The following is a 13,619-nucleotide window of genomic DNA, read 5'->3' as shown; positions in this document are numbered from 1 at the left end:
CATCCCCTGGGGCTCCGCCCCAGACCCCGTCGGGGGCCAGCCCCCGAACCCCCGCTCCTCAAACGCCGGAGAGGCTGATTTTCAGCGGCCACGGACCGTCAACCGCCGCGGCGGACACTCCCCGGCAGGCTTCGCCCAGACCTGCAGGAACTCACGCGCGGTGCTTCGGGTTGTTGCGCCACCTGACGATCTGCTTCTCGGGATCGCCCGTGTAGGACCAGGGCGTCCGGGTGGCATGTCGGCCCAGCAGCCGGAACAGCGGGGCGGTGATGTCCGGCAACCCGGCGTAACAGGCGGCATGGGTCAGGTAGTTGAGGTGGTGCACCTCGCCGGGCTCGACGGGTGCGTCGGGGCGTTCCATGATCCAGCGATGCCAGGTGCGGTGTACGTCGTTGACGGCTCCGTCGTGGTTCCAGTGCTGGCTGATCCCGGCCATGGCGCCGTGCTGCCCCTTCGCCCCGTCGAGGATGTAGCGGTACTCCTCCACACGGGCGAACTGCACCAGGACGGGCAGCGCGGAGCCGGGCGGTGCCACGCCGGCCGTGTCCCGTGCGAAGTCGTACATCAGGCCGTGCGTGCCGTGCCAGCGCGCCGCGTAGTAGTGCAGCACCTGGAGGTGACCCTCCACGCTGTACGGGTCACGCCCGTGCAACTCGTCCCACCAGCGGCCCAGTTCCTGGCGGCGCACCCCGGCCGGATAGAGCCGCGCGACGGCGATGAGGGAGATCCACGGCGTGGGGTCGTCGGGATACGCCCCGGCCGCCTGGAGGCAGGCCATCACCGCGTTGTCGACACGTTTCTGGTCGATGGGGACGCCCCGGCCCGCGGCGATGGCCAGGTTGAAGGCCCGCGCCGTCTCGGTCGCGGCCCACAGCACCAGCGCGTCGGCGCTGCGGGGCTCGGCGGCCAGCCAGGACTCGGCCGTCGAGGTGCTCGCGCAGGCCTGCGCGAGCAGCCGCATCCGGTGGCCCCGCGGCTGCCACGCCGGACCGGTGTCCCGCAGCAGCTGTCGCAGGCCCTGCCAGCGGCCGATGACGATGTCCTGCTTGGCGGAGGTGAGGGCCGCGTCCCCGCAGTCGGGGTCGAAGTCGGGGGTGAAACGGTCTCGCGCCATCGGGGTCCCTCTCAGAAGTCGGTGGGGAGACCCTCGTGGACGCTGGACCGCTCGGCCGCCGCGGCGGCGTAGCCGTCGGGTATGTAGTCGGTCTCGACGACGCGGCTGGCGTCGAGCTTCGCCGGCCGGTAGTAGTCGCTGCCCTGGCGCCAGTACCAGAGCATGGGGATCAGGCCGACGGCCAGGCCGCCGATGCCGATCGCGATCGACGCGCTGCTGAGGTCGCCCAGCGACTCGACGAAGATCCAGAACATGAACAGGGCGCCGAGGAACGGCCACAGCCCGCCGAAGACGAAGTTGGACAGCGACTTCATGAGCATCTTGCGGTAGGCGACGACCACGGCGAGACCCGCGAGTCCGTAGTAGACGGCGATCTGCAGGCCGATCGCGGCGATGGCGTCCGAGAGGATGTCGCCGACCGAGCCGAGGGCGTTGGAGGCCACGAACATGCCCAGCGCGACCGCACCGACCACGGTGATCGCGACCCACGGGGTGTTCCACCTGGGGTGCACCTTGCCCAGGGCGCTGGGCATCGTCCGGTCGCGTCCCATCGCGAACAGCGAGCGCGTGACCTGGATGAGCGTGGTCTCCAGGGTGGCGATGGTGGACAGCATCACGGCGACGATCAGCAGTTTGCCGCCCCAGCCCGGCCAGATCTCCTCGCCGAGGACCGCCAGTACGTTGGAGTCGTTCTCCTGGATCTGCTGCGAGGAGAGGATGACGTTCACCGCGATGGTGAAGAGCTCGAAGAGGAGGAAGACGATGCCCACGCCGATCAGGCCCGCGAGGCCCGTGGTGCGGCGACTGTCCTTGGTCTCCTCGCTGAGGTTGGAGGTGACGTCCCAGCCCCAGTAGTAGAAGGCGGCGATGAGCGCGCCGGACGCGAAGCCGCTCACCCCGTCGAAGTGACTGAAGCCGAGCCAGGACCAGTCGAAGGGCCGCGCGTTGTCGGTGTGCAGGAGGGCGCCGACGGCGAAGACGGCCAGGATGACGAGCTCGACACCGGACATGATGAGCTGGGCGCGGACGGTGAGCCGCGCGCCGCCGAGCACGACGAACAGCATGACCAGGAACCAGGCCGCGCCGACCACGGTGGCCAGCGCCGTGTTGTCCGCGAGCCCCTCGTCGAAGAGGGAGAGCGTCATCGAACCGGCGGGCAGCGAACCGGCGACCATGAAGATCGTCGCGGAGATCACCAGCGCCCAGCCGCTGATGAAGCCGAGGAACGGGTGGAGCGTGCGGCCGACCCAGGAGTAGCTGGCGCCCGCGTTGGTGTCGATCCGGCTGAGATAGCTGAATGCCAGCGCGATGCCCAGCATGGGTATCGCGCAGTACAGGAGCGCCGCGGGGCTGGCCAGGCCCACGGCGCCGACGAGGACCGCGGTGGTCGCGGCGAGCGAGTACGCCGGGGCACTGCCCGCGACCGCCATCACAACCGTGTCGAACGTACCGAGGACATTGGCCTGAAGCCCTCTGCCCCTGCTGTTGCTCATGGATGCGCTGCTTTCCGTCCTGCACGAGGCGCGGGCAGGCAGGCATGCGCGACCGCGACAGGCGTAAGTGGGGGTGCGGCCGATGCCGTGCACGCTTGGTGATCGGTGCACGATCGCTCCGTAGTCGGATGATGATAGCGGTGGTGTTTGAGTGCTCAGGGTCAACTCGTAGGTAATGTCCGCCTGTTTGCAACGCGCCGAGGAACGGTGATAGAGCGCAGCAGCCCAGGTGAGGGCCACAACCGGGCCGGAACACGGACGGCCGGAGGATCAACTACCGTTTGATAACGGCCAGTTGGGCGTGAGGGCATACCGCTGGCCGGACTCGCGGAGTGCGGCCCGGCCACGTCTTGGGGAAGTTGAGAATCCAGTAAGAGCTCAACAGGCGTTGGCTCGCGCCCGGTTTCAGTGCACCGGACGCCGTATGTGCTGGGCGGCCAGCCGCACCGGAGCGTTCTGCGCGCCATAGCCGCGGTAGCCGGCGTCGCGCTGGACCAGTTCGAAGAAGACGCGGCCGATCGTCTCCGTGTAGCAGTGGCGGAAGGCGCCGTCCGCGTCGCGGTCGTAGAGGATGCCGAGCTCGCGGTACGTCTCCAACTCGTCGTCGGTGAACTCGTACTTGGCCGCGAGGTCGTCGTAGTAGTTCGCGGATATCGGCAGCAGACAGCCGCCCGCGTCCCGGAAACGGCGCGCCGCCGTCACGAGGTCGTCGGTGGCGAGCGCGATGTGCTGCGCACGGCCGCCCTGGTCGGCGGTCGGGGCGGGGCCGACGCCGAGGGCGATGCGTACGCTGCCGTCGGCGTTGGTCACGGCACGGCTCCGCAGCAGCCCGTACGGATCCGCGACGTCCACACTCTCCTGGGCGCCGAGCCCCAGGACGCTGCGGTGGAAGAGGGCCGCCTCGTCGAACTGGTGCCAGGGCTGGGTGAGTGCCAGATGGTCGATGCGGTAAATGCCGTCGCTGGTGGGTGACTTGTGTGCGACGGGCTCGAAGTCGCTTGTCCAGCTGGGGAGTTCGGGGCGGTCCGTCGCGCAGAAGAACAGCCCCGTGCCGTCGGGTGCCGCGACCGCGTCCAGCGGGGCGTCCTCGGGGGCGCGGCGACGTGGCAGTACGGGCGCGAGGAGGGACTCGGCGCGCCGGGCCGCGCCCGCCGGGTCCGGGGATTCCAGGCCGACGGCAGCGAGCCCGGTGCCGTCGCGGCGGGCGGCCGGACCCGTGTTGAGCAGCACCCGGGCCTCGCCCTGCTGCCACAGGTCGACCGGCTTGCTGCGGTGCCGGGCGGTACGGGCGAAACCGAGCGCTTCAAGGACCTCCGAGACCGGTTCGACGTCGGGAGTGACCAGTTCGGCGAAGGCGATGCCGGTCGGCACGACGGGCGCGGGCGGCTCGGTGAGGCCGACGCTCTCCTGGAGCACGAGGAGCGAACGCAGGGCGTCAACGGCGGTCGGCCCGGCCTCGGCCTGCCGGAACACGTCGTTGAACACCTCGAGCGAGAGCGGTCCTCGGTATCCGGCACGCATCACATGCCCGACGAGCCCGGCGACGTCGAAGCCGCCCTGCCCGGGGAAGCAGCGGTAGTGACGGCTCCACTGCAGCACGTCCATCGCCATCAGCGGAGCGTCGGCCAGTTGCAGGAAGAAGATCTTCTCACCGGGGATGTCCTCGATGCCCTTGGGGTCGGAGCCCCGGGCGAGGATGTGGAAACTGTCCAGACAGGTGCCGAGCGCCGGATGGTCGGCAGCCTCGACAATGCGCCAGGCATGGTCGTACGTACTCACATGGCGTCCCCACGCCAGCGCCTCGTACGCGACACGGATACCGAAGTCCTGGGCCAGTTCGGCAAGTCGGCGCAGATGAAAGGCGGCGAGCGCGTCGTCGTCGACGGCGAGCGGCGACACGCTGGAGCACACCAGCACGGTGTCGACGCCGAGCCGCCGCATCAGCCGGAACTTGTGCTCGGCCCGCCGCAGATTGCGCCCGAACTCGTCCGACGGCACGGCCTCGATGTCACGCATCGGCTGATAGAGATCGATACTCAGCCCGAGATCGGCACAACGGGCACGGATCTCCTCCGGAGAGAGGGGGCTGGCGAGCAGATCGTTCTCAAAGATCTCCACACCGTCGAACCCGGCCCGCGCCGCAGCGGTGAGCTTCTCGGTGAGGGCCCCACTGAGGGAAACGGTGGCAATGGACGTACGCACGTTGATTCTCCTCGGTCTCACTTCACGGCTAGGGACAAATCGGGGGCGGCCCTCGTCAGCCGCGCTCGGGCTGACGGGGGGCGCCCCTTAAGGGGCGCGGGGAACTGCGCGATCAACCCCCCACCACCCGCGCCCGCCCCACAACCCGAGCCAGCCCACCCATAAGGCGCCCTCAGCTCCGGGCACCGGCAACACCGGCCAACTCGGAAATATCTGCAAGCATCCGCACACTGTCCGGCTCACGCCCCGTGAAGAGCCGGAACGCATCCGCGGCCTGAAAAACGGCCATACCCCCACCGTCCAGCACCGCACAGCCCATCGCCCGTGCGGTACGCAACAACTCGGTCTCCAGCGGCCGATACACGACTTCGGCCACCCACAGCCCGGGGTGCAACAACGCGGCGGGAAGCGGCATCCCGGGATGGGCGACCATTCCGGTGGGCGTGGCATGCACGATGCCGTCCGCGCCACCGAGCAGACCGGCCAGTCGATCCGGCGTCGCGGCGGCCGCGCGCCCGTCGCCGAAGTGCCGGTTCAGCCCAGCGGCGAGCGACGCCGCCCGCTCGGGCAGGGCATCGACGACGGTGACATGCCCCGCACCCAGCGTGAGCATGGCGTGCGCGACGGCCGCCCCCGCACCACCGGCCCCCAACTGCACCACCCGCTCCAATGGAGCATCCGGCAGCCCACGGGCGAAGGACGCCGCGAACCCCGTGACATCCGTGTTGTGGCCCACCGCGCGCCCACCGTCGAAGACGACGGTGTTCACCGCACCGAGCGCCTCGGCCTGCGGGGCGAGCGCGTCCAGGTGCTCGATGACGAGCTGCTTGCAGGGATGCGTGATGTTCAGTCCGTCGAAACCCAGGTCGCGAGCGGCGCGCACCAGGTCCCCCACCGCCTCGGGACCGACGCCGAGCGCGTCGATGTCGATGAGCCGGTACACATAGCGCAGGCCCTGCCGGTCCGCCTCCCGCTCGTGCAGTGCCGGACTGAGCGACGGGCCGATGCCCGCGCCGATCAGTCCGACGAGATACGAGTCCTTGACCACGGCGACCACGGCGGACCTCCAGAGCGGCTTACTAATGTACGAACTAGTACGTTAGCTATATCAGCATCCAGCTCCCCCGGGAAGGGCCGGCCGGGAACGAGCCGGGAACCCGGAACCGCATACGGGAGCCTGCTTCTAGAATCTCGGGCACTGGCCCCTCGCCCGAAGGAACCCGATGACCAGCGTCGAAGAACCGGCACGACCGAACGGGCGCATCCGTGACGCCGCCCGCACCAAGGCCGAGATCCTCGACGTCGCGACGCAGGAGTTCGCGCGGGCCGGCTACGACGGGGCCCGGGTCGACGAGATCGCCGCCCGCACCCGGACCACGAAGCGGATGATCTACTACTACTTCGGCGGCAAGGAACAGCTGTTCACGGCGGTCCTGGAGCGGGCGTACACCGTGATCCGGCAGGCCGAGCAGGAGCTCGACGTCGAGCACCTGGACCCGGTCGCGGCCATCCGGCGGCTGGTCGAGCTGACCTTCGACCACCACGAGGCGCACCCCGACTTCATCCGCCTGGTCAGCATCGAGAACATCCACGGGGCCGAGCACATCGCCGCCTCCGAGAAGCTCGGCAAGATCGGCTCGCCCGCCCTGGACGTGATCAGCCGCATCCTGGAGACGGGGCAGAAGTCCGGCCTGTTCACGGCAGACGTCGACGCCGTCGACCTGCACGCCATGATCAGCTCGTACTGCTTCTTCCGGGTCTCCAACCGGCACACCTTCGGCGCCCTGTTCGGCCGCGACCTGGTCGACCCCGGCCGGCGCGAGCACTACCGGAACATGCTGGGCGACATGGTCATCGCCTATCTGACGGCGGACCGCTCCGAGGACTGAGTCCTTCCGTGGCCGGAAAAGATCCTTCGGCGTGACCTCTTGACACCCGGGAAACGTGAGCGCAACATCCGTAGCCAACCGCTACTAACTATCCAGTGGGTTAATTAGCCGGGTAGCCCCCGGCGCGGCCGCCCCGTCACCCCAGGGATCCGGCACTTCTCCCCTCCGCTCACTCCACTTACGTTGGAGTTCCCCCGAAGGAGCACGCCGTGTCTGTCCCCGCAGCACCCCACGACGTCCCGCCCGGTCAGCCGAAGAAAGCCGCGACGGCCGCCTGGATCGGCAGCGCCCTGGAGTACTACGACTTCTTCATCTACGGCAGCGCGGCCGCGCTGATCTTCCCCGAGGTCTTCTTCGACGAGTCGGACCCGGCCACCGCGACCCTGCTCTCGCTGGCCACGTTCGGCGTCGCGTACGCGGCCCGCCCGATCGGCGCGCTCTTCCTCGGCCACTTCGGCGACCGGGTCGGCCGCAAGAAGATCATGGTCTTCACGCTGATCCTGATGGGCCTTTCGACCTTCCTCATCGGCTGTCTGCCGACCCGTGACCAGGTCGGCACGCTGGCCCCCGTGCTCCTGGTCCTGTGCCGGATCCTGCAGGGCATCTCCGCCGCGGGCGAGCAGGCCAGCGCCAACTCGATGTCCTTGGAACACGCGCCACCGAACCGGCGCGGCTTCTTCACCAGCTTCACCCTCAGCGGCACGCAGGGCGGCCAGCTCCTCGCCACACTGGTGTTCATCCCGATCGCCGCGCTCCCCGAGGACCAGCTGCTCTCCTGGGGCTGGCGCGTCCCGTTCTGGATGAGCTTCGCGGTCGCCGTCGCCGGCTACGTCATCCGCCGCACCCTCCAGGAGACGCCGACCTTCACCCAGCAGGCCGCCACCGAGGGCGTCGCGAAGATGCCGCTCGCCGTGCTGCTGCGCGACCACTGGGCGGACGTCCTACGGGTGGTCGCGGCCGCCCTCGTCGCCTCGGTCAGCACGATCTTCACGGTGTGGGCGCTGGCGTACGCGACCAGCGACTCGGTGGGCATGGACCGTACGTCCATGCTGTGGGTGGGCGCACTCGCCAACCTCGTCGCCCTCGGCGCGATCCCGCTGTGGGCCACCCTGTCCGACCGCATCGGCCGCCGTCCGGTCTTCCTCCTCGGCGCCGCGGGCAGCGCGGTGATGATGTTCGCCTACCTGTGGGCCATCTCCACGGGCTCGTACCCGCTGGTCCTGATCCTCGGCATCGTCACCTTCGGTGTCGTCTACAGCGCCGCGAACGGTGTCTGGCCGTCCTTCTACGGCGAGATGTTCTCCACCCGGGTCCGGCTGTCGGGCATGGCCATCGGTACGCAGATCGGTTTCGCGGTCGCCGGGTTCGCGGTGACCTTCGCCGCGCAGATCGCCGGCCCGGACGGCGACGACTGGGCGAACGTGGCCCTGTTCACCGCCGCGCTGTGCGTCCCGCCGGTGATCGCCGCACTCACGGCACGCGAGACGCACAAGGTGCCGACGGAACGGCTCGGCGAGCCGGACCTGCAGAAGTCATCCGGACGGGAGAAGGTGTCGGCCTGAGCCGCCCCCCGCACTCATGCAGCTCGGCGCCGACCGCACCCGCGGCCGGCGCCGAGCCCTTCAGCGCCCGGCGTCCCGCAGAGTGAGCTGCGGTTCGCCGTGCGCGTCGGGTCCGCCGAGCATCGCCGTGAAGGACTCCGTCCGCAGGACGAGCCCCTCCTCCGAACGCTCACAGACCACGTTCACCTGCCCGTCCGCTTCCCCATAGCGCACGGCGAAGACGTCCAGCCCCTCCGGTGCGTCGGGGGAAGGCCCCACTTCCAGGGCGGTCGTCGTCCGTACGTGCCGCCAGCCGGCGTCGGGGTCGCCGTACCCGCGCGGGTCGGCGGCCAGCGCGAACGCGGCCTGCTCCTGGGTGAGTTCGTCCCGGGCGTCGAAGGAGTCCGGGCTGCCCTCCCGCGGGTGCGTCAGGCGCAGTTCCCCGGTGGAGGCGACGAGCGGGAAGTCTGCGACCCGGCGGAACCGGTCGCCGTCCGCGGCGACATACGGCATTCCGACGAGCAAGTACCGTTCCCCGTCGAGCTGTTCGACAACGACGGTCATCCACAGCCGCGTGCCGTCCGTGACGTACAGCGACTGGACATGGCGCAGGACATGGTCCCGGCCGACGACGGGCTTGCTCACCAGCTTGGCGGCAAGGCCGCCGACGCGGTGGTCCGCCACCCGCACCGCTCCCATCGGCCGGCACAGCAGGAAGCCGTCCGTGACGGGCCCGAAGCCGTGCTGCCGGTTGACCGCGGCGGCCACGAGCGCCGTGCCGCCCGCCTCGATCACGGACGGCGTCATCCGGTCGTCGAACGACACCGTGACCGTGCCGGCACGCAGCTGGTGGCAGGTGGGTGCCGTGCGCGGGGTGCGGTGCCAGCTCGTGGTGTCCTGGATCTGCCAGACGAGCATGAACGCGAAGTGCCCGTCCACGCCTCCGTCGGCCCCGACCGCGTGCCGGCCCCAGCTTGTGTCCCCGGCGTAGCGGCCGAGGTCGGCGCCGATGCGGCGGCTGAAGTACCGCAGCCCGAGGACGGATTCGAAGCCGGAGTGCTGCTCGCTGTAGCGCGGCCCACCGATGTCGAAGCCGCTCCCGCAGAGCCGCGCGTCGATGTAGCGGGCGAGCGTGTCGCCGTCCTCCGCGAAGATCTCCTCACCGCTGACCCGGTGGGCCTGGGCGAGGAAGGAGAGGGAGATCGGCCCGTAGTTGTTGTCGTACGCGCCGCCGTGCTCGGGAGGCAGCGGGGCGCCCCGGTCCCGCACGCGCCGGGCCCGGATCTCGTCCGCGTACAGCCGAAGGGCTCGCTGCCGGACCAACTCCCCTTGAGCGTAAGGGAGATGGCGGGCGAGCATCAGGCCGCCGACCACGCATCCGATGGCCTGGTTCGCGGCGTCCTGCGGATTGAAGACCGTGGCCTCGGTCAGCCAGCGCCAGTAGCCGTGCCCCAACTCGACGACCTCGTGGCGCAGTTCGTCGTTGAGGAGCCCATCGGTCGTCTCGATGACGTTGACCAGTTGGAGCAGCGCCCACACCGTGCTCGGCCAGTCACCGATGGGGTGCGCACCGGGCGCGAGTACGTAACGGGCGTACGGGAGGCCCGAGTTGCGTGCCGTCAGGTTCGGGTAGCCGGGGTTGTCCTCCGTGAACACGCGCTCGCGCAGATGGAAGCGGAGGCTGCGGAGCACGGCCTCCGGCAGGCGCGGGTCCTTCGTTCGCTGCCAGGCGAGCCCCAGCAGCGACGTGATACCGAGGGAGGTGTCGCCGATGTCGTCGCCGGCGGCCGGGTTCTCCAGGCTGCCCTCCGGGGTGAGACGGCTCAAAGCCGTCTCGGTGACACCGGCGAGCACGGCGTCGTACGCGGCCGGATCGTCCGGCAGGTGGTGCAACTGGCCGCGCTGGCGCGGGAGATACACGTACTCAGCCCTTCATACCGGTGGTGGACAGGCCTTCCACCAGCCTCTTCTGGAAGATGAGGAAGCAGATGAGCGTGGGCAGGAGGGCAAGCGTCGACATGGCGAACATCGCCCCGTAGGAGGAGCCGCTGGTCTGGTCCAGGAACAGGGTCAGGCCGAGGGGGACGGTGAACTTGTCGTTCTGCTGGAGGTAGACGAGCTGGTGGAGGAAGTCGTCGTACGTCCAGATGAAGGTGAAGATCGTGGTGGTGATCAGGGCCGGCTTCATCAGCGGCAGGATGATCTTCCAGTAGATCTGGAAGGGGTTCGCCCCGTCCATCATGGCCGCGTGGTCCAGCTCGCGCGGGATGGAGCGGATGAACTGGACCATCAGGAAGATGAAGAAGGCGTCCACCGCGAGGAACTTCGGCACGATCAGCGGCAGGTACGTGTTGATCCAGGTCAGGTTGTAGAAGATCGTGTACTGCGGGATCAGGACGGCCTGGGTGGGCAGCATCAGCGTGCCGAGCATCAGGCCGAACCAGATCTTCTTGCCCCGGAACTCGAAGCGCGCGAAGGCGTAGGCGGCCAGCGAGCAGGAGATCACGTTGCCGATCACGGCGCCGATCGTGACGATCAGCGAGTTGGTGATGTAGAGGGAGAAGGAGTTGCCGGAGCCGCTCCAGCCCTCGGAGTAGTTCTCCGGGCGCAGTGCGTTCGGGATGAGCCCGGGGCTGGTGAAGATCTCGGTGTCGGGCTTGAACGAGCTGCTCAGCATCCACAGCAGCGGATAGAGCATGACGATCGCCACGCCGATGAGCAGGGTGTGGATGAAGATGCGACGGGATCCGGTGGCCGAACGCAGCTTCCGCAACGGCGACTTCAGGCCTCGGGTCGGGGTGATGGCGGACATGGGGTGAAGGACTCCTCGCTCAGACGTCAGTCGTCGTAGTGGACCCAGTAGCGGCTGGCGATGAAGTTGACCGCCGTGAAGCCTGCGATGACCAGGAACAGCACCCAGGCGAGGGCCGAGGCGTATCCCATCTGAAGGTCGGTGAAGCCCTTCTTGTACAGGTAGAGGGAGTACAGCATGGTCGAGTTGAGCGGCCCGCCGGAGCCGTTGCTGATCACGAAGGCGGGCGTGAACGTCTTGAACGCGTCGATGATCTGCAGGACCACGTTGAAGAAGACGATCGGGGTCAGCAGCGGCAGGGTGATCCTGAAGAACCGGGTGACGGGGCTGGCGCCGTCGATCGCGGCGGCCTCGTACACGTCCTTCGGCAGCTGCTTCAGACCGGCGAGGAAGATGACCATCGGGGTGCCGAACTGCCAGATGGCCAGCAGGATCAGCGTGTAGAGCGCGGTGTCCGGGCTGGAGATCCAGTCCTGGCCCTTGATGCCGAACCAGGCGAGGAAGTCGTTGAACAGGCCGTCGCCTCCGAACACCTGCCGCCAGACGATGGCGATGGCCACCGCCCCGCCGAGCAGCGACGGCAGGTAGAAGGCGGCCCGGTAGAGGCCGATACCCCTCAGATCGCGGTTGAGCAGCATCGCCACACCGAGAGCGAGTGCCAGCTTCAGCGGCACGGACACGACGACGTACAGCAGCGTGGCGTGCACCGAGTCCCAGAAGACCGGGTCGTCGGTGAACATGCGGTCGTAGTTGTCCAGGCCGACCCACTTCGCGGGGGTGAGCAGGTCGAAGTTGGTGAAGGACAGGTACAGCGAGTCGAGCATCGGGTAGATCGTCAGCCCGAACAGGCCGACGAACCAGGGCGCCAGGAAGAGGTACGGCCACCAGCCCCCGCCCCGCCGTCTGGCGAGGCGGCGGCGCATGCGGTCGCGCTCCCGCTGGTCGGACGGGGTCACAGGAGCAGGCTGCTCCTTGACGACCTCGTCGGTCTGCGCGGTGGTCATACTCATCTCTCCCTGACCCTCTCCCGTTGTGCTGATGCGCGGCGAGGACTGAGCGCATCCATCGAAGCCCGGCGCGGCACCCACGCCCCGTCAGGGGCGCGGGGAACTGCGCGACCAGCCACGAACGGCCCGCAGCCGAAGTGCCGCACTACCCGCGGAGCTACCGGCGGAGCTACCCGCCCAATATCCCCGACGCCTGGTCGAAGAACTCGCCGAGCTGCCCCTTGATCGACTTCTTGCCGAAGGCCACCGCGAGGTTCGACTGGAACAGCAGGTCCCAGATCTGGTCGGCCCCCTGCGGCGGCGGCGCGGGGGCTGCCAGCGCGTTGGTCGCCTTCCCGACCCGCTGCGAGATGTAGTCCGCGTTCTCCATGTTCAGCTTGTCCGTCTCGGTCAGGCCCGAGGCGATCAGGTTGCGGGCCTTCTCCGTCGGCGGGATGCCGCGCAGCAGCTGCATGTCCTTGATCGCCGTCTCGTCCTGCGCGAAGAACGACATGATCTTCACCGAGTCGGCGACCTTCTTGCTGGCCTTGGTGGCGCTCAGCAGGACACCGCCGTTGACGAAGTTGCCCTCGCGGGCGCCGGAGAAGTCGCCCTGCGGGGTGGGCAGGAAGTCCAGCTGCGCGTCGGTGATGGAGCCGCCCGCGCCGTAGACGCCGGAGTCGAAGGTGAACAGCGCCTTGCCGATGACGACCGCGTTCTTGGTGAGGTCGTTGTGCGCGGCGGAGGTGATCGCCGGCGGCGGGGAGGCGTTGGCCTTGCGCATGTCGGCCCAGTACTCCCACCACTCCTGGAGGGTGTCGGCGGTGAAGCCGAGCTTCTTGCCGTCGTCGGTGAAGAAGGTCTGGCCCTTCTCCCGGGCGAAGATCTCGAAGCACTGGAGGGTGGAGCCGCCGCCGTCGTCGACGCCGTAGATCTTGCCGCCGCTCTTCTTGTAGACATCCTGGGCGATCTTCTTCAGGTCGGCCCAGGTCCACTCGCGCTCGGGCAGCTTCAGGCCCAGGTCCTCCAGGCCGCTGCGGTTGACGGTGAGCTGGTTGACGCCGATGCCGGACGGGACGCCGTAGAGCTTGCCGTCGACGGTGCCTGCCGCGAGGAGCGTCTTGGCGAAGCCGGTGAGGTCCAGGCTCTTGCCGACGTAGGAGTCGAGCGGAGCGAGGACTCCCTTGCGTGCGTACTGCGCGACCAGGGCGGTGTCCATCTGCAACAGGTCCGGGGCACTGCCGCCGGCGATGTTGGTGTTGAACTTGTCGAAGTACCCGTCGTAGCCGGAGTAGGTCTCCCGGATCTTGATCTTCGAGTTCTTCTTCTCGAAGGCGGCGAGCGCCTTCTTGTAGGCCGCGTGCCGGTCGTCGCTGCCCCACCAAATCATGGTCAGGTCGCTGCTGGTGCTGCCGGCGCCGGTTCCTCCGCTGCAGGCGCTGAGCGCGCTGCCGAGCGTGCCGGCGACGGCGATGCCGCTCGTGGTGCGGAGCAGGGTTCTGCGCGAGATCTGGTGACCCACCGGGTCCTCCTGGATGTGCGTGACGGATCCCCTGGCCGTCGAGCGGCTCGGGTCTTTTCC

The 13,619-nt window shown here is 68.8% G+C and carries 10 protein-coding genes; 2 read left to right on the top strand and 8 right to left on the bottom strand.

Features of this window, described 5'->3' with window-relative positions; all coding sequences use genetic code 11:
- Window positions 1-151: 151 nt before the first annotated feature.
- The 4 genes from GAS53_RS31875 to GAS53_RS31860 all read right to left on the bottom strand — a co-directional run bounded on the left by GAS53_RS31875 (window position 152) and on the right by GAS53_RS31860 (window position 5,857).
- A complete protein-coding gene (locus GAS53_RS31875) occupies window positions 152-1,114 on the bottom strand; it encodes a hypothetical protein (RefSeq protein ID WP_151481200.1) in 963 nt (320 codons plus the stop codon).
- A gap of 11 nt (window positions 1,115-1,125) precedes the next feature.
- Window positions 1,126-2,607, bottom strand: a complete 1,482-nt coding sequence (locus GAS53_RS31870; RefSeq protein ID WP_151481199.1) for an APC family permease — start codon at window positions 2,605-2,607, stop codon at window positions 1,126-1,128.
- 405 nt (window positions 2,608-3,012) lie between these two features.
- Window positions 3,013-4,809 (bottom strand): bifunctional sugar phosphate isomerase/epimerase/4-hydroxyphenylpyruvate dioxygenase family protein, encoded by a 1,797-nt coding sequence (locus tag GAS53_RS31865; RefSeq protein WP_151481198.1) that lies wholly within the window; start codon window positions 4,807-4,809, stop codon window positions 3,013-3,015.
- A 172-nt stretch (window positions 4,810-4,981) separates the two neighbouring features.
- Entirely contained in the window at window positions 4,982-5,857 is an 876-nt protein-coding gene (locus GAS53_RS31860) for a shikimate dehydrogenase (protein WP_151481216.1), read from the bottom strand.
- 175 nt (window positions 5,858-6,032) lie between these two features.
- On the opposite strand from GAS53_RS31860, the gene GAS53_RS31855 reads away from it, so the two are divergent.
- Window positions 6,033-6,698 (top strand): TetR/AcrR family transcriptional regulator, encoded by a 666-nt coding sequence (locus GAS53_RS31855; protein WP_151481197.1) that lies wholly within the window; start codon window positions 6,033-6,035, stop codon window positions 6,696-6,698.
- Between the two features lie 209 nt (window positions 6,699-6,907).
- Window positions 6,908-8,260 carry an MFS transporter gene (locus GAS53_RS31850; protein WP_151481196.1) on the top strand — a complete coding sequence of 451 codons (1,353 nt, stop codon included), beginning with the start codon at window positions 6,908-6,910 and terminating at the stop codon, window positions 8,258-8,260.
- Between the two features lie 60 nt (window positions 8,261-8,320).
- Here the strand turns inward: GAS53_RS31850 and GAS53_RS31845 are convergent, their stop codons facing one another.
- The 4 genes from GAS53_RS31845 to GAS53_RS31830 form a co-directional block, all read right to left on the bottom strand.
- Complete coding sequence (locus tag GAS53_RS31845; protein ID WP_151481195.1) at window positions 8,321-10,159, bottom strand: hypothetical protein; 1,839 nt, start codon at window positions 10,157-10,159, stop codon at window positions 8,321-8,323.
- Window positions 10,160-10,163: 4 nt separating this feature from the next.
- Window positions 10,164-11,051 (bottom strand): carbohydrate ABC transporter permease, encoded by an 888-nt coding sequence (locus GAS53_RS31840; RefSeq protein WP_151481194.1) that lies wholly within the window; start codon window positions 11,049-11,051, stop codon window positions 10,164-10,166.
- A gap of 26 nt (window positions 11,052-11,077) precedes the next feature.
- Window positions 11,078-12,055: a carbohydrate ABC transporter permease gene (locus GAS53_RS31835; RefSeq protein ID WP_151481193.1), complete on the bottom strand. Its 978-nt coding sequence runs from the start codon at window positions 12,053-12,055 to the stop codon at window positions 11,078-11,080.
- A gap of 172 nt (window positions 12,056-12,227) precedes the next feature.
- Window positions 12,228-13,559 (bottom strand): ABC transporter substrate-binding protein, encoded by a 1,332-nt coding sequence (locus GAS53_RS31830; protein WP_151481192.1) that lies wholly within the window; start codon window positions 13,557-13,559, stop codon window positions 12,228-12,230.
- Window positions 13,560-13,619 lie beyond the last annotated feature (60 nt).

Origin of the sequence: Streptomyces albicerus (assembly GCF_008905045.1) — a bacterium.
Taxonomy (GTDB): Bacteria; Actinomycetota; Actinomycetes; order Streptomycetales; family Streptomycetaceae; genus Streptomyces; species Streptomyces albicerus.
This window is presented reverse-complemented; position numbering and strand designations above follow the sequence as displayed.